Source organism: Anaeromicrobium sediminis (assembly GCF_002270055.1).
Classification (GTDB): domain Bacteria; phylum Bacillota; class Clostridia; order Peptostreptococcales; family Thermotaleaceae; genus Anaeromicrobium; species Anaeromicrobium sediminis.
The window spans coordinates 105575-121595 of the sequence record NZ_NIBG01000002.1 but is presented as its reverse complement, the minus strand read 5'-3'; the positions used below and the strand labels follow the sequence as shown (position 1 = coordinate 121595).

20 protein-coding genes are annotated in these 16021 nt (G+C 33.5%); 2 read left to right on the top strand and 18 right to left on the bottom strand.

The window, feature by feature from the left end:
- The first annotated feature begins 106 nt into the window (after positions 1–106).
- Entirely contained in the window at positions 107–700 is a 594-nt protein-coding gene (plsY, locus tag CCE28_RS03490) for a glycerol-3-phosphate 1-O-acyltransferase PlsY (RefSeq protein ID WP_095131038.1), read from the top strand.
- Between the two features lie 37 nt (positions 701–737).
- Here the strand turns inward: plsY and CCE28_RS03485 are convergent, their stop codons facing one another.
- From CCE28_RS03485 to CCE28_RS03425, 16 genes are all read right to left on the bottom strand, one after another.
- Positions 738–1097, bottom strand: a complete 360-nt coding sequence (locus CCE28_RS03485; RefSeq protein ID WP_095131036.1) for a DUF1667 domain-containing protein — start codon at positions 1095–1097, stop codon at positions 738–740.
- Positions 1090–2346: an NAD(P)/FAD-dependent oxidoreductase gene (locus CCE28_RS03480; RefSeq protein ID WP_330396807.1), complete on the bottom strand. Its 1257-nt coding sequence runs from the start codon at positions 2344–2346 to the stop codon at positions 1090–1092. Before CCE28_RS03480 ends, CCE28_RS03485 begins: the two co-directional genes overlap by 8 nt.
- Before the next feature lie 16 nt (positions 2347–2362).
- Complete coding sequence (locus CCE28_RS03475) at positions 2363–3799, bottom strand: NAD(P)/FAD-dependent oxidoreductase (RefSeq protein ID WP_095131034.1); 1437 nt, start codon at positions 3797–3799, stop codon at positions 2363–2365.
- Positions 3800–4281: 482 nt separating this feature from the next.
- A complete protein-coding gene (locus CCE28_RS22100) occupies positions 4282–4440 on the bottom strand; it encodes a hypothetical protein (protein ID WP_176461646.1) in 159 nt (52 codons plus the stop codon).
- Positions 4441–4510: 70 nt separating this feature from the next.
- Positions 4511–4636 (bottom strand): hypothetical protein, encoded by a 126-nt coding sequence (locus tag CCE28_RS22680; protein ID WP_278277513.1) that lies wholly within the window; start codon positions 4634–4636, stop codon positions 4511–4513.
- 29 nt (positions 4637–4665) lie between these two features.
- On the bottom strand, positions 4666–4770 hold the full coding sequence (locus CCE28_RS22895; RefSeq protein ID WP_278277523.1) for an ArsA-related P-loop ATPase: 105 nt from the start codon (positions 4768–4770) through the stop codon (positions 4666–4668).
- A gap of 6 nt (positions 4771–4776) precedes the next feature.
- The gene (locus CCE28_RS22500) at positions 4777–4923 is read right to left on the bottom strand and encodes a hypothetical protein (RefSeq protein ID WP_242972882.1); all 147 of its coding nucleotides are present in this window, start codon (positions 4921–4923) and stop codon (positions 4777–4779) included.
- A gap of 99 nt (positions 4924–5022) precedes the next feature.
- On the bottom strand, positions 5023–5553 hold the full coding sequence (locus CCE28_RS03465; RefSeq protein ID WP_095131032.1) for a DUF1847 domain-containing protein: 531 nt from the start codon (positions 5551–5553) through the stop codon (positions 5023–5025).
- A gap of 7 nt (positions 5554–5560) precedes the next feature.
- Positions 5561–6445, bottom strand: a complete 885-nt coding sequence (locus CCE28_RS03460; protein WP_330396806.1) for a tetratricopeptide repeat protein — start codon at positions 6443–6445, stop codon at positions 5561–5563.
- 190 nt (positions 6446–6635) lie between these two features.
- Positions 6636–7880 carry an MFS transporter gene (locus tag CCE28_RS03455; RefSeq protein WP_095131028.1) on the bottom strand — a complete coding sequence of 415 codons (1245 nt, stop codon included), beginning with the start codon at positions 7878–7880 and terminating at the stop codon, positions 6636–6638.
- Between the two features lie 18 nt (positions 7881–7898).
- Positions 7899–9980 carry an acetate--CoA ligase family protein gene (locus CCE28_RS03450; protein WP_095131026.1) on the bottom strand — a complete coding sequence of 694 codons (2082 nt, stop codon included), beginning with the start codon at positions 9978–9980 and terminating at the stop codon, positions 7899–7901.
- 220 nt (positions 9981–10200) lie between these two features.
- Positions 10201–10734: a 2-oxoacid:acceptor oxidoreductase family protein gene (locus CCE28_RS03445; protein ID WP_095131024.1), complete on the bottom strand. Its 534-nt coding sequence runs from the start codon at positions 10732–10734 to the stop codon at positions 10201–10203.
- Positions 10727–11464 carry a thiamine pyrophosphate-dependent enzyme gene (locus CCE28_RS03440; protein ID WP_095131022.1) on the bottom strand — a complete coding sequence of 246 codons (738 nt, stop codon included), beginning with the start codon at positions 11462–11464 and terminating at the stop codon, positions 10727–10729. The genes CCE28_RS03445 and CCE28_RS03440 overlap by 8 nt, the downstream gene beginning before the upstream one ends.
- 3 nt (positions 11465–11467) lie before the next feature.
- A complete protein-coding gene (gene vorB / locus CCE28_RS03435; RefSeq protein WP_095131020.1) occupies positions 11468–12526 on the bottom strand; it encodes a 3-methyl-2-oxobutanoate dehydrogenase subunit VorB in 1059 nt (352 codons plus the stop codon).
- Between the two features lie 3 nt (positions 12527–12529).
- Positions 12530–12739, bottom strand: coding sequence for a 4Fe-4S dicluster domain-containing protein (locus CCE28_RS03430; RefSeq protein ID WP_095131018.1), 210 nt, complete (start codon positions 12737–12739; stop codon positions 12530–12532).
- A gap of 97 nt (positions 12740–12836) precedes the next feature.
- Complete coding sequence (locus CCE28_RS03425; RefSeq protein WP_095131016.1) at positions 12837–13985, bottom strand: Glu/Leu/Phe/Val family dehydrogenase; 1149 nt, start codon at positions 13983–13985, stop codon at positions 12837–12839.
- A 206-nt stretch (positions 13986–14191) separates the two neighbouring features.
- Between CCE28_RS03425 and CCE28_RS03420 the strand changes: the two genes are divergently transcribed.
- The gene (locus CCE28_RS03420; RefSeq protein ID WP_095131014.1) at positions 14192–14833 is read left to right on the top strand and encodes a GntR family transcriptional regulator; all 642 of its coding nucleotides are present in this window, start codon (positions 14192–14194) and stop codon (positions 14831–14833) included.
- 80 nt (positions 14834–14913) lie between these two features.
- Here CCE28_RS03420 and dhaM read toward each other — a convergent pair whose 3' ends face one another.
- Both dhaM and dhaL read right to left on the bottom strand, forming a co-directional pair.
- Positions 14914–15309, bottom strand: a complete 396-nt coding sequence (gene dhaM, locus CCE28_RS03415; RefSeq protein ID WP_095131012.1) for a dihydroxyacetone kinase phosphoryl donor subunit DhaM — start codon at positions 15307–15309, stop codon at positions 14914–14916.
- 11 nt (positions 15310–15320) lie between these two features.
- Complete coding sequence (dhaL, locus tag CCE28_RS03410) at positions 15321–16016, bottom strand: dihydroxyacetone kinase subunit DhaL (protein ID WP_242972881.1); 696 nt, start codon at positions 16014–16016, stop codon at positions 15321–15323.
- Positions 16017–16021 lie beyond the last annotated feature (5 nt).

The following is a 16021-nucleotide window of genomic DNA, read 5'->3' as shown; positions in this document are numbered from 1 at the left end:
CTCATTATATTATACTACTTTTTATATAGTTGAATTATTTAAAAGTAATTTTAATTGATAAGGATTAGAGAATAATGTTAAAATATATTTAGAAGGAGGAATGTAGATGTCAAAGTATTTTCTTATAATTGGTCTTAGTTATTTAATCGGTAGTATACCGTTCTCTTATATTACAGCAAAAGTAATGGGAAATATTGATATAAGAAACTATGGAAGTGGAAACACTGGAGCTACTAACGTTTATAGAACCCTAGGTGCAAAGGCAGGCTTTACAGCCTTTTTCTTAGATTTTTTGAAGGGATTTGTCCCTGCTATATTAGCAAAGAGGTTCTTTGATGTAGACATGGCTGTATTAGCTTCAGTTTTTGCAGTAGTAGGCCATTGTTATTCATTCTGGTTAGGCTTTAAAGGTGGTAAGGGTGTTGCTACTACAGCAGGAACTATATTTGCTTTATCCCCTATATTAGGACTTATTTTACTAGTACTGCAATTTGTACTTATATTCACTACTCGTATAATGTCCTTAGCGTCCATTAGCACAGCATTTTTGTTCCCTATAATGTCCTATTTCATGGCTACAAGCAATGTTTTTGTCTTATATGCAACTGCACTTGGAATTTTTGTAATATATAAGCATAAAGCTAATATAAAAAGACTTTTAAATGGAACTGAATCTAAAATGAGCTTTAAGAAAAAATAAAAAAGAAGTAAAATGGAAAACCCATTTTACTTCTTTTTTATATTTCATCCATTTCTTTGGTAGCTACCACATCTACTCCCAATCCTAGTAAATTCTTTATAATCACATCTCCAATTTTAACAGGAGCCTGAACTTCCACTTTATTTATTTCTTTCATACAATGAAATATTTTGTCCTTAGGAACGGCCTTACTAGTTTTAACGGGAAGTCTCCTTAGAAAAGCTCCCTTTATCTTAACTGTTGTAGGGATTATTCTAGTGGGATTGGTCATTTCTTTTATGCCATAGGCTTCGCCACGTTTACATTGATTTCCACTTACTATTAATTTTCCGTCTATGTTCTTCACAGTAAGTCTACATCCTATAGGGCATGTTATACATATTAACTCTTTATTCATGGTTTTCACCTTCTATTTTTACAGATATTTCTGATATATTCTCACCTATTAAACCCCTTTTTATAGTTACTCTCTCCATTTCACCAGGAGTCATATGAAGTCTTTTTATTTCTTTAATCACTTTATTATTAGATTTTACAACTATCTTTTTATTTTTATACTTATCCTTAACCCTCATAGATAGAATAATATCTTCATCTATGCTATCTATTTTTTCAGGTACTATATAGGAAATTCCATCCTTAGGAATAGTTTTTATATTTAATTTTTTCATTCTTTTATTTTTATTTAGATATTCTGCTGCTCCCTTTCCTGCCCTAATACTCTCCTCTGTAACAAAGTCCACCACATCATGAACATGAACCACATTACCGCAGGCAAAGACACCTTCCACACTAGTTTCTAATTTTTCATTTACTACGGGGCCTCCCGTTTTACCTATTTCTATACCCATTTTTTTAGACAATTCATTTTCAGGTATAAGTCCCACAGATAAAAGTAGTGTGTCACATTCATATTCCTTTTCTGTCCCCTTAATCAATTGTTTATTTTCGTCAACTTCTCCAATTAGCACAGAGTTCACCCTATTCTTCCCCTTAATATCCACCACCGTGTGATTAAAGTATAGAGGAATATTATAATCATCCAAACACTGGGCTATATTCCTATTCAACCCACTAGAATAGGGCATAATCTCAAATACACCTATGACTTCTCCCCCTTCTAGGGTAATTCTTCTAGCCATTATTAAACCTATATCACCAGATCCTAATATGGCTACCTTGTTTCCAACCATATAACCTTCCATATTTATATATCTTTGAGCAGCTCCAGCTGTTAATATGCCCGATGGTCTATATCCTGGTATTTGGATATTTTCTCTGGTTCTTTCCCTACATCCCATGGCCAATATGATAGCCTTTGCCCTTATAGAGAAAATCCCATCCTTACTATTAGTAACTTTAAGTACTTTATCTTTGCTAATATCTAAAACCATAGTATCTAGCACATACTCTATATTCTTATCTTCTATTTTTTTAACATATTTATGAGCATACTCAGGTCCTGTAAGCTCCTCCTTAAATATGTGAATACCAAAGCCATTATGAATACACTGACCAAGTATTCCTCCTAATTCCCTGTCCCTTTCTATTATTAGGATACTACTTATTCCATTCTCCTTTGCACTGAGTGCTGCTCCCAAACCAGCTGGTCCTCCGCCTACAACTACAACATCATACTTCATCATTTTATCACCCCCTCTTTTATAGTTCCTTTGTATGACCTGTCAAAATGTGAGACCCTATATTTTCCTTTAATATTTCTTTCCTATCTACACCCATTTCCCTAGCCAATATTTCAATTACCCTTGGTCCACAAAATCCACCTTGACACCGTCCTGCTCCTGGTCTAGTTCTTCTCTTTACACCATTTAGTGTTGTAGCTCCTGCATTTCTATTTATGCAGTCTACAATTTCTCCTTCTGTTATGGATTCGCATCTACATATTATTCTTCCATATCTATTGTCCTTTTTAATTGTTTCACTCTTCTCTTCATCCGTTAATTCCATGAATCTAATTACCCTTTTTCTCATAGGATTAAAGTCTTCTTTTTCTTTCACAGATCCTATAATATCCCTTAGCAACTTTGACACATATACACTAATAGCCGGTGCAGAAGACAATCCTGGGGATTTTATTCCTGCCACATTTATAAAGCCCTTATTTTTCTTTGACTCCTCTATTATAAAATCCCCTGTAGAAGGTTCTGCCCTAAGGCCTGCAAACATGGTTATGGTCTTATGAAATGGAATTTTTTCGCAAGACTTCATGGCACACTCTTCAATAAACTTAAGTCTGTCCTTTGTTGTAGATATGTCATCCTTATTGAAAATATCCTCTGCATCTGGTCCAACTATTATGTTTCCATCTACAGTAGGAGCTACTAAAACACCCTTTCCAAGTTTTGTAGGACATTGAAATATTACCCTATTTACTAATCCTTCACATTCCTTGTCTAATAAATAATATTGACCTCGTCTTGGTATTATTTCAAAATCACAATCTTCTACCATAGAGCAAATTTTATCCGAATAAACACCAGCACAATTTATAACATATTTAGCCTTTATAGTTTCTAGATTAGTGTTTATCTCATAATATGTCCCATTATTTTCTATACTCTCAACCTGATTATTAAGAAGTAATTCTACCCCATTATCCATGGCATTTTCAGCTGCTCCTATGGCAAGCTCCCAGGGTACTATAATACCAGCAGACTTAGCATGAAGGGCTCCTAATATGTTTGGATTTAAATTAGGTTCCATCTCTAAAACCTTATATCCATCTATAATTTCCATACCCTCTACGCCTACCTTTTGGCCATTTTCATATAAGTCCTTTAGTGTTTTCATATCTTCCTTTTCAAAGGCAATTACCAGGGAGCCTATTCTCTTGAAAGGTACATCTAATTTGAAACATAATTCATCAAACATCCTATTGCCTTCCACATTAAATCGTCCCTTATTCGTCCCATATTTAGAATCATATCCTGCATGAATTATGGCACTGTTAGCTTTAGTGGTTCCATTTGCCACATCATTTTCCTTCTCGATTATCACAGTTTTCAGTTCATACTTAGACAATTCTCTTCCAATTAAACACCCAATCACACCAGCCCCTATAATAGCCACGTCATACATAAAACTCCTCCTTTCTTGACAAATAGATCACTTCAAAATTAACAAGCTATATAAACTACTTTCAAAGTATATCTACATAAACCTATTTCAGCCCACCAAATCAAATTTTCTTTCACCTTATAAGTACAAGAATCTATAGCTACCTACAAGTTTCTATGGATGAAAAATTTTTCACAGGTGGAGCATCAGAACATCCTATGATGCAAACATTTATGAATCTTCTATATTTCCTATAAAATTTACACTCTCTAGTCTGATAGCGACTTACCTACGAAAATATTTTTCATCCATAGAAACGTAGTAGGCTAACATACACTAAGCTTAAATATATCCCATCTATAATTCCATAATATTAAAAAAGGCCATATAAGGTTATGCCTAATTAAAGGCTCCCTTATATGGCTCTCCAAGACTCCTGCCTTAATATTTGATTTTTAAATAACTTCTATTCTTCTTCCACTTTAATTCCTTTTTTATTATCTTTAAATCTTTTTCTCGATTTTTTCTAACCTCTCACCAATATTTTTCAATTCCTTCACTATATCCCCTATTGCATTTTCCATTTTTCTCATTCTTTCATTTTTAAATTTTTCTTTGTCTTTCATACGATCTATACCATATGGATTATTATAACATTTCATAATGTATCCCCCTTTTAACATTATATTAATTAATAACTAATCCTATGAAACATTAGATTACTTAATTCATTTATTTTTCAGTATAGTTTACTAGCCTTTGAATTTCCTTATAGATATCTTTACTAGACATTCCACCAAATAATCTCATCTTTCCATTAATTTGTATATATGGCATACTAAATCCGTCTTTTATCATTCTGCTAACTGTCCAACTTTAAATTGAATTTATTTACTCCAATCCATTGGAAGTTCAAGCCATCTTAGTGTATGTCCTGTAGGTGTAGTATCAAATACAATCACTTCGAAACCTTCTAGATTTGCATATTGGATAAAATTTTAGAAAGCTGCCATTTCTTCTGTACATGATGAATATAATTCTTCTTCCATTGCCATTACTGTTATTTTATCAAACTTTTCTCTAGCATGTGATAATATCATATTTTTATATTCTTCGGTCGCTTTCTTTTGATTAATCTTTACCACATATAAATTATCTGTCTCATCTATTTTTGTGAAATTTCCTCCTAATCTTTTTATTAAATCAAAAAAGGTGAATTGATTATCAATTCACCCTTTTCATTCCTAACCTGCTATTCCTTCTAATGGATTGTGTTTATATTTTCTATCTTTAACTATAAGTGTAGTAGTTGGTGCTTCACTCCACTTGTTAAATAATACATCATGGCCCATACAGAGCCCTACTAACACATTTAACTCTGTATTTCTCTCATTTAATTTGTGCGCCTGGCCAATAGGATTACAAGATGTTTCTCCCTTATCAGCTCTTCTCTTTGGCATGTTAAGTTCTGATTTGTCTACTCCTGCATTTCTACAGCAAATGGAACTCACCTCAAAATGTTCACTTAAAATTTCATGAATTATCTTAGCTTCATTTTTAAAAGCTATACAAAAGGCCACACCAATCTTTTTATAGTTCATAAGCTTTCCAAACTCTATTAATTCTTCTAACCTTCCAGCGTTTTTATTCATTACTCCTGTTACTTGCATCATTTTTAAATTTTCATCTTGATATAATGCTACCTCTTCTTCCCTATCGTTTGTACAATCCTTTCCCTTAAAACATTCTTTGTTTTCACATAATGCACATTTCATATTCCCTCTACTCCTTTTCAAATACTAGTTTATATGCTTTAAAAGCCTTTATTGGATTCAATTCCTCATCTTTTTTAATATATCTTTTTAACCTTGGTTCAATTTTATAAGATGTTATAATGTCTTTTAAAGCTCTGTCATATAAGTTTATATTTATATAAAAACAAGCCCTATTGTAGTATAATACTGCCACATGAGGATTATATTCAATTCCTCTAGATATCACTTCTATGGCATTTTTATAATCCCTATTCTCCTTGTATATTATACTTAAATTTAAATATCCATAGGCATATTCTTCATTTTCCATTATGGATTTTTCATAATAGTCTATTGCCTCATTTATTCTTCCTAGTTTCTTCAATATGACCCCCATATTAAAAAGGGCCATATAGTGATTAGGAATTATTTCTAATGCCCTTTTCATGTGGTAATAGGCCTGCTCGTTTTCATTATCTTCTTCATACATGGAACCTAAATTAGTATGAGACCAAAAATCCTTATTATTAATTTCTATTGCCTTTTTATAGGATTCTTTTGCCTTATTTCTTTCATTTATTTTTTCATAAGAATCTGCTAAGAAAAAATATGCCCTATCATATATAGGGTTTAATTCTATGGCTTTTTTGTAATATTCAATGGCCTTATAATATTCTTCTTGTCTGTCATATATGGTACCTAATCCATAATAGGCTCTACACTCTTCTTTATCCACAGCAAGAACTTCCCAATATTTTTCCTCTGCCATAGCTTCATTTTCAAACTCATCATAATTTATGGCCATATCTAGTAAAAGTTCCACATCGTCCTTTGCCCCTGGCTGTTTATACGCCTTTTCATAGAATCTTAAAGCCTTTATAAGTTGTCCTTCTATTTTAAATTTACGTGCCAAATTTTTATAATTATCTATCATATATTTTTTCATAATTAAATGCCTTTCTAATAAAAATTTCCATTATGATTTTAGCATACTTTTAGTATTAAAACTAGTTTGTGAAAATTATTTATATTTCAGTATAAATTATTGATGAATTTAATTTTAAAAAGGGAACTAGCCTTATAAGACTAATTCCCTTTTTATTTTAATCACTAACTACCTTATCCAAATTTCTACAACGTCTTCTTATTAAGTAAGATGCAGTTGCTCCTACAAGACCAACTCCCATAAGGAAGGTGAAAATATACGTATATCCTCCATTACCGTATTTATCCAACCAAGAACCAAACATGGCAGACATGAATAAATCTGGAGAATAACCTATAATGGACGCTATACCAACTGCCGTAGCAGTAACACTTACAGGTATTTTCGCTTCAGTAATTATGGAGAACAATACACCATAAAGAGCAAGACCAAAGGCCCCTGGTAGAAGAGTAAGTATACTTATGAAGGTTGGATTTACATCTGCTGGAACATTTATTACACCTATAAACAATAGGGCAAGAACTGAAAATGCAACCATAAACCATTTACTTGTGGATTTAAATACTTTATCAGCAAGATATCCGCCAACAGGAGCAAGTAACATAAACAGGTATGTTCTTATGATTGAATATACTCCAGATTGCTCAGGCGAAATGCCTACTACATTTGTAAGATATGGTGTGAAGTATGAAGTACTACTATATACACTGTATCCACAGAATATTACTAAGGAAAATATCCATACAATTGGATTTTTAAGTAATTGTACTACATCTTCCATTTTAAATTTATCTTCTTTTGAAGTTTCAACATTTTCATTTTTATCATCTTTTAGAAATAAGGCAACCATTATTGCTGCAACTCCAGTACAAATTGCATAAACTAATACAACATTAAATAAACTTCCTTTGGCATCACTTGCAAGACCAGCTGCCCATAAGGCTATACCATTACCTACTGCACCTGTTATACCATTACCTGCATAGTAGATACCGAAAATTCTTCCCTGGTCATTTTCATCACCAATCATTCTTAGAGTCTTCATTAAGGCAGACCAGAAAACAAAGGCTGTAGTTATTGCCAGTAACAGCCAAATTACTAATGCTACTGTATAGTTATTAGTAAAACCATATATTAAGGTTAATATGGTTGTACTTATGAGTGAGTATAAGAGACACTTTTTAGGTGAAAATTTATCAGCAACTATACCTCCAGGTACATAAAGCAACATACATCCTATTCCGTACATGGTTAAAAGTAAACCCGATTGTTGATTGGTTATTCCCATGGCTTCAATTTGATAATCATAAAATACATATTTTAGAAATGGAATTAAGTATATGGATCCTCCAGCTATAGACAATGAAAAAATAGCTAAATATTTTCTTGCTTTATCGCTCATATTATTCCCCCATAAAATTTATTTTTTTACAAATAAAGCATCCACTGCACAAATACCCTTTTCATATAGAAAAATAGGATTTATATCCAGTTCTTTCATTGTGTCTTTATGTTCGCAAGCAAGTCTTGATACATTTACTATAGCCTCCACATATGCACCTATGTCTGCAGGCTTATTTCCTCTGTATCCTTCTAATAGCTTTATTCCTTTTAAAGATGTGACCATTTCATATGCTTCATCATAAGAAACAGGAGCAATTCTAATGGCAGTGTCCTTAAATACTTCTACAAATACACCACCTAAACCGCATAATATACATGGTCCAAATTGAGGGTCATTATTTACGCCAATAATCATTTCAATACCACTATCTACCATATTATTTATTTGTACTCCAGAAATTCTAGCATCTGGACAATGTTCTTTTGCATTCCTAATAATATGATTATATGCTGATCTTACCTCTGTCTCACTATTAAGATTTAGTTTAACGCACCCTATATCTGATTTATGAAGAATATCAGGACTGTCTATTTTAGCCACAATAGGGTATCCTACTTCTTCAATTGCCTTAACTGCTTCCTCTTCAGATTTGGCCACTACACACTTAGGAAACGGTATTCCATATTTCCCTACTATCTCCTTGCTTTCAGACTCAGTTAAAACTCCTCCACTACCTTCAATTTCATTAGGGATTTCCACTTTTAGATCATGTTTTGATGGATCATAAGACACAAAGTCTGCAATATTCCTTAGAATTTTGAAAGCGTAATTAGAAGTTGGAAGAACAGGCACACCTATTTTCGCTAGCTTTTCTCTATATTCATCATTTCTAGTATTTTCTGCAAATGGTATCATTACTAATGGCTTTGACTCAGGTTTAGCACAGACTATTTCCATACTTTTAGCCATGTAATGGATAGCAGGATCAGCTATTTCCTGAAGTAAAGTATATCCTACAGCCACAAGACCTACTGAAGGATCTGACATAACTGTTTCAAGGGCCATAGCAAATTTTTCAACATCATAGGAAAGTGTTGCTGTCATATCAAGGGGATTATTTGGTGTGGCATAAGAAGGCAGTAGTTCATTTAGTTTTTCTAATGTTTCACATGAAAAGTCCATAAATTTTACACCGTGTAGTTCTCCTAAGTCAGCACATATTCCTGTCTCTCCCCCAGATAGACTCATAGCTGCAAAATTTGGTATTTGTGGCATTTTCTTAAGTACTGCCATGGCCATTGCCGTTGACATTAATTCTTCTAAATCATCAACCCTAATAACTCCAAATTTCTTAAAGAGTGCATCATATACCTTATCAGCACCTGAAAGACTTCCCGTATGTGATGCAGCTATTTTCTGTCCCTTTTCAGATCGACCTGTTTTTAATACAACAACAGGTTTTCCTTTAATAGCTGCTTTTTTAAGTCCTTTAATAAAATGTTCTGTATCTTTTACACCTTCAAGGAACATGGCTATTACCTTTGTATCTTCATCATCCACAAGGAAATCTAGATAATCTTCCATTTTACATACAATGCTGTTACCTGATGAAATGGCATGGGAAAATTTCATTTTGGGATTATCCATCATGGAAAGAATCAGTTGGCCACTTTGTGAAACGATTCCTACTGCTCCCTTTCTATCCCTTTCCTCTGATATGAAAGCAAAGGATGAAACCCCCTTTATGAAATTAACATAACCTGCACAATTAGGTCCCATAAGGGCAATATCAAGTTCTTTACAAAGGTTAATAAGTGATTCTTCAGCCTCTTTACCTTCTTTTGTTCCCACTTCTGAATACCCACTTGCGTATACAACTGCTGCCTTTGCACCTTTAATAGAAGCTTTTTTAATCAAACCTTCAACGGTACTCTTTGGAGTACATAGAACAACAAGATCTATATTTTCAGGGATTTCATCAATAGAATGATAACATTTTTCCCCTAAAACCATATCCCTTTTAGGATTAACAAAATAATATGAACCTTCCTTCATATAAGTAATTACATTACGGCAGGTATCCCCACCAAAACCATCTTTCTCACTAGCTCCAATAACTGCAATCCTATCAGGACTTAATAATTTTTTTATATCCATCTTCATCCTCCATCTATAGAAATACCTCTTCCAAACTCAATAAACTCTAGCTACTTACAAGGGAATATGAATGAAAAATTTTTATAAGGTGGAACAACAGAACATCCTAAGCTGTAAACAATTGTGAACACTCTATAATCTGATAGTGGCTTACCTTATAAACGTTTTTATTTATATGACCGAAGTAAGTTCACATACATTTAGATTTGACATGGTTAATCTATATTATTACACTTTCAAAACCCTTTATAAAACATTCTCCATTCTTAGGATTATCTTTACCCTTTGAAACAAAAAATTCTTCAATACCCTTTTCCATCGTATCCTTATCGAACAATTCACCTGTTTTTGCTAAAGCTCCAAGCATAACAATATTTGACCCTTTAGGATTTGCCATTTCATCTGCTATAGTTGTAGCATTAACCTCTACAACTCTAATGTCACTTCTAAAATCCCAATCCTTAACAATACTTTTATTAGAGATAATAATGCCTCCTGGTCGTAACATGGGTTCAAACTTTGCAATAGATGGCATGTTCATAGCCACAAGAATATCTATTTCCTTAACAAAGGGACTGGATATCTTACTATCAGATATTTTAACGTTACAGTTGGCCGTACCACCTCTCATTTCTGAACCATAAGATGGTATCCATGTGACATTTTTATTATTGTTCATACCTGTCTTTGCAATTATTAACCCAGCTGTTAAAACCCCTTGACCACCAAAACCTGCACATATAATATTAGGCATTTTTTTCACCTCTCTTTACGAATTCACCTAACTCGTAAGTTTTTATAACATTATTTTCAATGTGCTCCATAGCCTTAAGAGGATCCATCCCCCAATTAGTTGGACATGGAGAAAGTATTTCTACGAATGAATATCCCTCATTATTTTGTTGTGCCTCAAAGGCATTTCTTATGTATTCTTTAGTTTTCATAATATTTCTATTATTACTTACCGACCCACGAGCTAAGTATGCAACATTAAGATTTTCCATCATCTGAATTACATTAAGAGGATGTCCCGTTGTGCCTATATCGCGTCCATAGGGAGAGGTTGTTGTTTTTTGACCTTCTAATGTGGTAGGTGCCATTTGGCCTCCCGTCATACCAAAGTTTCCATTATTCACGAATATAACAGTAATATTCTCATTTCTTATGGCTGCATACATGGTTTCAGAAAATCCAATAGCTAATGCATCACCATCACCCTGATATGAGAATACAGTTTTATCAGGGCGACATCTTTTTATGCCAACAGCAACAGCTGCTGCTCTACCATGTTGTGCTTGAATACAATCTATAGCAAAAGTTTCAGGCATAAGGGAAGAACAACCTACTGCTATAGCACCTATAGCATCTTTGTCAACACCCATTTCTTCAAGAACTTCTCCAACAAGACGGTTTACAGTACCATGTCCGCATCCAGGACAATACTTATTATCTACAAAACAGGCTGCAGGTTTTTTCTTAATCATAATCTAAAATACCTCCTTTGCATTTCCCTCAATTACTTCATTTATTTTTGCATATACGTCAGAGGCTTCATAGATTACCATTCCACCGCCTAGGGAATAAACTGGATTTTTCATTTTACATGCTAAAGCAACATCTTCTGCCATTTGTGCAAGGGCAGTCATTTCTACTGAAATAAAAGACTTTACATTATTTAGTTTTTCAAAGGCTTTAACAGGGAATGGATATAAGGATATGGGCCTTATAAGTCCAACTTTTAAACCATCTTTCCTTGCCATTGATACAGCCTCTTCACAGATTCTTGAAGATATTCCATATGACACTAAAACAATTTCCGCATCTTCCGTTTGAAACTCTTCCCAAAGCTGTTCATTTTCTTCTATCTTTTTATATTTTGAAGCTATATAATCATCATAATTTTCTTGAAAATACATAACTGAAGTTACTCTTCTAAATTCTCCGTCCCCTTTCCCCTTTAATGACCATTGAAATTTATCTGGATCATGTTCTTTCATTGCTGGTAGTTCTACAGGTTCCATCATCTGACCGATAGATGCATCTGATAAAATAGTAACTGGATTTCTATATTTTTCTGCTGTATCAAAACCTGAAATAACAAGTTCTGCAGTTTCTTGAACAGATGCTGGTGCATATACAATAGAACGATAGTCACCATGGCCACCATTTTTAACTGCTTGCCAATAATCACTCTGGCCTACAAATATATCCCCAAGGCCAGACCCATATCTCATTACATTCACAATCAGGCATGGAAGTTCAGCAGACGCAATATAAGAAATCCCTTCTTGAAGTAAGCTATATCCTGGTCCTGATGAACTTGTCATGGTTCTAAATCCAGAAGCTGCTGCACCATAAACCATTGAAATACCTGCTATTTCTGATTCACTTTGTACAAATACTCCATCTGCTTGAGGAAGCCTCCAAGAAAGATATTCAAGTATTTCACTTTGTGGTGTGATGGGATAACCAGCGAAAAATTTACATCCTGCTCTTACTGCCGCTTCGGCTATTGCCTCATTACCTTTCATAAGCTGTTTTCCCATTTACTACACCTCGCCTTTCTGAATTTCAAACACATAGTCTGGACAAACATTGTAGCATATACCACAACAGACACACTTTTTTTGATCAACCGCAACAGTGGCATATCCTTTATCATTTATATGGGTTGTTACTGAAAGGGCCTCTTTAGGACAAGCATTTATACAATATTTACAACTTTTACAACTTTCCCCATGTACTATTAATTTTTCCATATTACACCTCCACAATTTACATAAAGGTTGTTGAATAACTATATTTAATGATTCTCTTTTAAGCAAAGTCATCCTAGTTATTCAACAACCTACTCACTTATATATCTGGTGTATCAAATACATCAGGAGTAAAGATTTCTCGGGCAACTTCACGTTGAGTTTTACCTTGTTTTTTAGCCTCTTCAAATATTAATTTAGTCTGTCTTCGTATTATGGATGTAGTGTCATCAACAATATCTTGAGGAATTTTATCAATTATACCGAATACTAGCGCTTCATAAATCCTTATTCCACCAAGGTTAGCTACAAAATCAACACAGATATCCACGTCTTTTTTGGCAAGAATTTCATCAGCTTCTTCTGTTACAGGAATGTTTGCCGCTTCAACAATTAGAGATGCTTTAACCTTATGTGCATTATCTTTGTTAATAACATCTTCAAGGGCAGCAGGTACTAAAATGTCACAATCCACATCCAACCACTCAGTATTTGATCTAACAACATAGTTATCTTTAAAATATTCAGGATCCATTTCTCCTTTAGGCTTTTTAGTTTCTACCAACTTTTTAACATCAAGGCCATCTTCACAAGTAACAAGACAATTAGCATCAGCAATACCAACAATTTTGTAACCCATTTCATCTAAACAATAGGCCATACTTGCACCAACACAGCCAAAGCCTTGTAATACTACACGGGCTCCATTCTTACCATTTCTAAACTTCCAAGCTTCATCAAGGGAATGGGCACAGCCATATCCTGTTATCATATCGTACATTTTAAATCCATCATAAGTAAGATCACAAGCATCATCATGATTTTGTATATATTTTTGAATTTTAGGGTCATTTCTCATTTCTTTTGTTTGAGGTAAGCCTATGTCAAGATCATCTAATATTTCTAAAACATCACCGTAATCAACACCTAAATCTCCGCCAATTGATACACCTGCATTAATATACGGAGCCATTGCAGTAAGATATCTTCTTAAAACATCTTTAGCATCAGGTGCTTTATAATCATATGCTATTCCACCTTTGCATCCGCCAGTAGTTTGAGACTCACAAGCTTTGTACTTATATCCCATTGTTGTTGCCAGTCTTACAACCTCTTCCTTTGTAACTGTAGGATGCATCCTTGTTCCTCCACCACAGTAATGGTTTACGAAATTGTACGCACATAACCACCCCTTTGCAGAACTTTCAGTGTCATTCCATTCAACTACTATGTACGGCTTTTTATTCATTTTTTACCCCCCTCAAAATTTCATGTGATCAAATTATGTTCTTAGTAAAATATATTGTATATTATATTTTTTATTACTATATTTAAGCAAAAAACATCGTTAAGTTTTCCACAAATATCCAGATTTTCACTATGAAATAGTAATATTTAGTTTAAAAAATATATAATATATAATATACAAATTGAAAAGATAGGAGATAAAATGCCATGCCTAAGTATAAATCTTTAAAAGATCATGTGTATGAATACATATCAAAGAAAATTCAAAATGGAGAATTGCTTTCCGAAGAAAAAATAAACGAATCAGAAATATGTAGGGAACTAGAAATTAGTAGAACGCCTGCAAGGGAAGCATTAATTCAATTGTCTTCAGAAAATTTACTTGAATATATACCTAGAAAGGGTTTTATTGTAAAAGAATTTGATATTACTAAAAAACTTGAAATATATCAAATTATTGGTAACTTAGATGCTCTAGCCGCTTCTTTGTCAATAGACAATCTAACAGAAACTGAAATATTAAAAATGGAAGAACTTCTTGAAAAGATTAATATTTCAATTAAATACACCAATTTCTCTGACTATTCCCAATTTCAAAATGAGTTCCATGATGTATATATTAATAAGTGTAATAACAATACCCTAATAGAACTTCTAAATTCCTATAGATTTAATTTCATTAGACAAACCTACTTAAGTGATGATAAGGAAAAACTTTTTAAAGTACTTGCCCAAGTTAATAAAGAACACAAAGAAATGCTTAATTGCTTTAAGAATAAGGATAAGGAAGGTGTTGAAAGAATTCTTAAAAATATTCATTGGCACACTTCTTATAAAGACATGATTTAATCTTCATTTAAACACCATAGACATAGATATGGTTTTCTACAAAATAAAAGGGATATAACTCTCGTTATATCCCTTTCTAATTATTTCTTTGGATAATTTTTAGCATCCTCAGCAGCAGTTATTACTTCCTGTAGGGTTGCTCCTATAGATGCTTGACTTACGGCAGCAATAGACCCTTCCACAATAGGTGCGTCAGCTATATGTACATTTTTAGCCACCACATCACCTAGAAATTCTATGGCCAACTCTGCACTCATAATGGCACTACCTAAATCTACCAATATAACTACGCCATCACCTGTATCTACCTCAGTAATTGCCTCCATAATTCTATTCGCATCTGTTCCAAACCTATTGTCAAAAGTTCCTCCAGCTGCTGCTATTTTAAGCTCATTTGATTGACACATCTGCATACTTATTTTAATTACTTCCTCTGCAAGTTTATTACTGTGTGATACTACAACTATACCTACCATTTTTTAATTCACTATCCTTCCTTTATCACATCATTAATTGCATTTATTATAATGAAGCTAGAAGTTGCACCTGGATCCACATGGCCTATACTTCTATCTCCTAAGAAGCTTGCTCTTCCTTTAATAGCTTTAATCCCCTTAGTATATTCCATACCTTCCTTGGCTGCATCGGTAGCCTTTTGGGATGCTATCTTTAAATCTTCACCTGCCTCTATACTCTCTTTAAAAGCTTCATAGGCTGGAATAATGGCATCTAACATGGTCTTGTGACCACGTTCAGCATGTCCTCTTTGCTTTATACCACTAATAACATTTTCATGAATTTTTATAAAGTCTTCTCCTACCAAAACTTCCCTATCCTTAACTGACATGGATGCTTTTAGGAAAGCTGTTCCATATAGTGGCCCTGAAGCTCCGCCTACAGTGGAGATTAAAGTCATGGCTATGGTCTTTAGTATAGTACTAAAATCCTTATCCTTAACCATATCTATCTTCTTCTTAGCCTCAGTAAATCCCCTGGTCATGTTTGAACCATGGTCTGAGTCTCCTATTTGAGTATCTAAATCATTTAATAATTCTTTACTATCTATTATTCTATCAGATAAAAGCTCTAATGCCTTTAAAAACATTTCCTTATTCATTAAAATAACATCTCCTTTTTTATTACTAAGTCTATTGGCCAAGTCTTTAACACTTGGCCAATTCATAGTAA

Excerpts from the sequence above, each read along its gene's own strand:
- plsY (WP_095131038.1), top strand. The coding sequence starts at position 107 with ATGTCAAAGTATTTTCTTATAATTGGTCTTAGTTATTTAATCGGTAGT.
- CCE28_RS03485 (WP_095131036.1), bottom strand. The coding sequence starts at position 1,097 with ATGAATAAAGAGTTAATATGTATAACATGCCCTATAGGATGTAGACTT.
- CCE28_RS03480 (WP_330396807.1), bottom strand. The coding sequence starts at position 2,346 with ATGATGAAGTATGATGTTGTAGTTGTAGGCGGAGGACCAGCTGGTTTG.
- CCE28_RS03475 (WP_095131034.1), bottom strand. The coding sequence starts at position 3,799 with ATGTATGACGTGGCTATTATAGGGGCTGGTGTGATTGGGTGTTTAATT.
- CCE28_RS22100 (WP_176461646.1), bottom strand. The coding sequence starts at position 4,440 with ATGAAATGTTATAATAATCCATATGGTATAGATCGTATGAAAGACAAA.
- CCE28_RS22680 (WP_278277513.1), bottom strand. The coding sequence starts at position 4,636 with ATGATAAAAGACGGATTTAGTATGCCATATATACAAATTAATGGAAAG.
- CCE28_RS03465 (WP_095131032.1), bottom strand. The coding sequence starts at position 5,553 with ATGAAATGTGCATTATGTGAAAACAAAGAATGTTTTAAGGGAAAGGAT.
- CCE28_RS03455 (WP_095131028.1), bottom strand. The coding sequence starts at position 7,880 with ATGAGCGATAAAGCAAGAAAATATTTAGCTATTTTTTCATTGTCTATA.
- CCE28_RS03450 (WP_095131026.1), bottom strand. The coding sequence starts at position 9,980 with ATGGATATAAAAAAATTATTAAGTCCTGATAGGATTGCAGTTATTGGA.
- CCE28_RS03445 (WP_095131024.1), bottom strand. The coding sequence starts at position 10,734 with ATGCCTAATATTATATGTGCAGGTTTTGGTGGTCAAGGGGTTTTAACA.
- CCE28_RS03440 (WP_095131022.1), bottom strand. The coding sequence starts at position 11,464 with ATGATTAAGAAAAAACCTGCAGCCTGTTTTGTAGATAATAAGTATTGT.
- vorB (WP_095131020.1), bottom strand. The coding sequence starts at position 12,526 with ATGGGAAAACAGCTTATGAAAGGTAATGAGGCAATAGCCGAAGCGGCA.
- CCE28_RS03430 (WP_095131018.1), bottom strand. The coding sequence starts at position 12,739 with ATGGAAAAATTAATAGTACATGGGGAAAGTTGTAAAAGTTGTAAATAT.
- CCE28_RS03425 (WP_095131016.1), bottom strand. The coding sequence starts at position 13,985 with ATGAATAAAAAGCCGTACATAGTAGTTGAATGGAATGACACTGAAAGT.
- CCE28_RS03420 (WP_095131014.1), top strand. The coding sequence starts at position 14,192 with ATGCCTAAGTATAAATCTTTAAAAGATCATGTGTATGAATACATATCA.
- dhaM (WP_095131012.1), bottom strand. The coding sequence starts at position 15,309 with ATGGTAGGTATAGTTGTAGTATCACACAGTAATAAACTTGCAGAGGAA.
- dhaL (WP_242972881.1), bottom strand. The coding sequence starts at position 16,016 with ATGAATTGGCCAAGTGTTAAAGACTTGGCCAATAGACTTAGTAATAAA.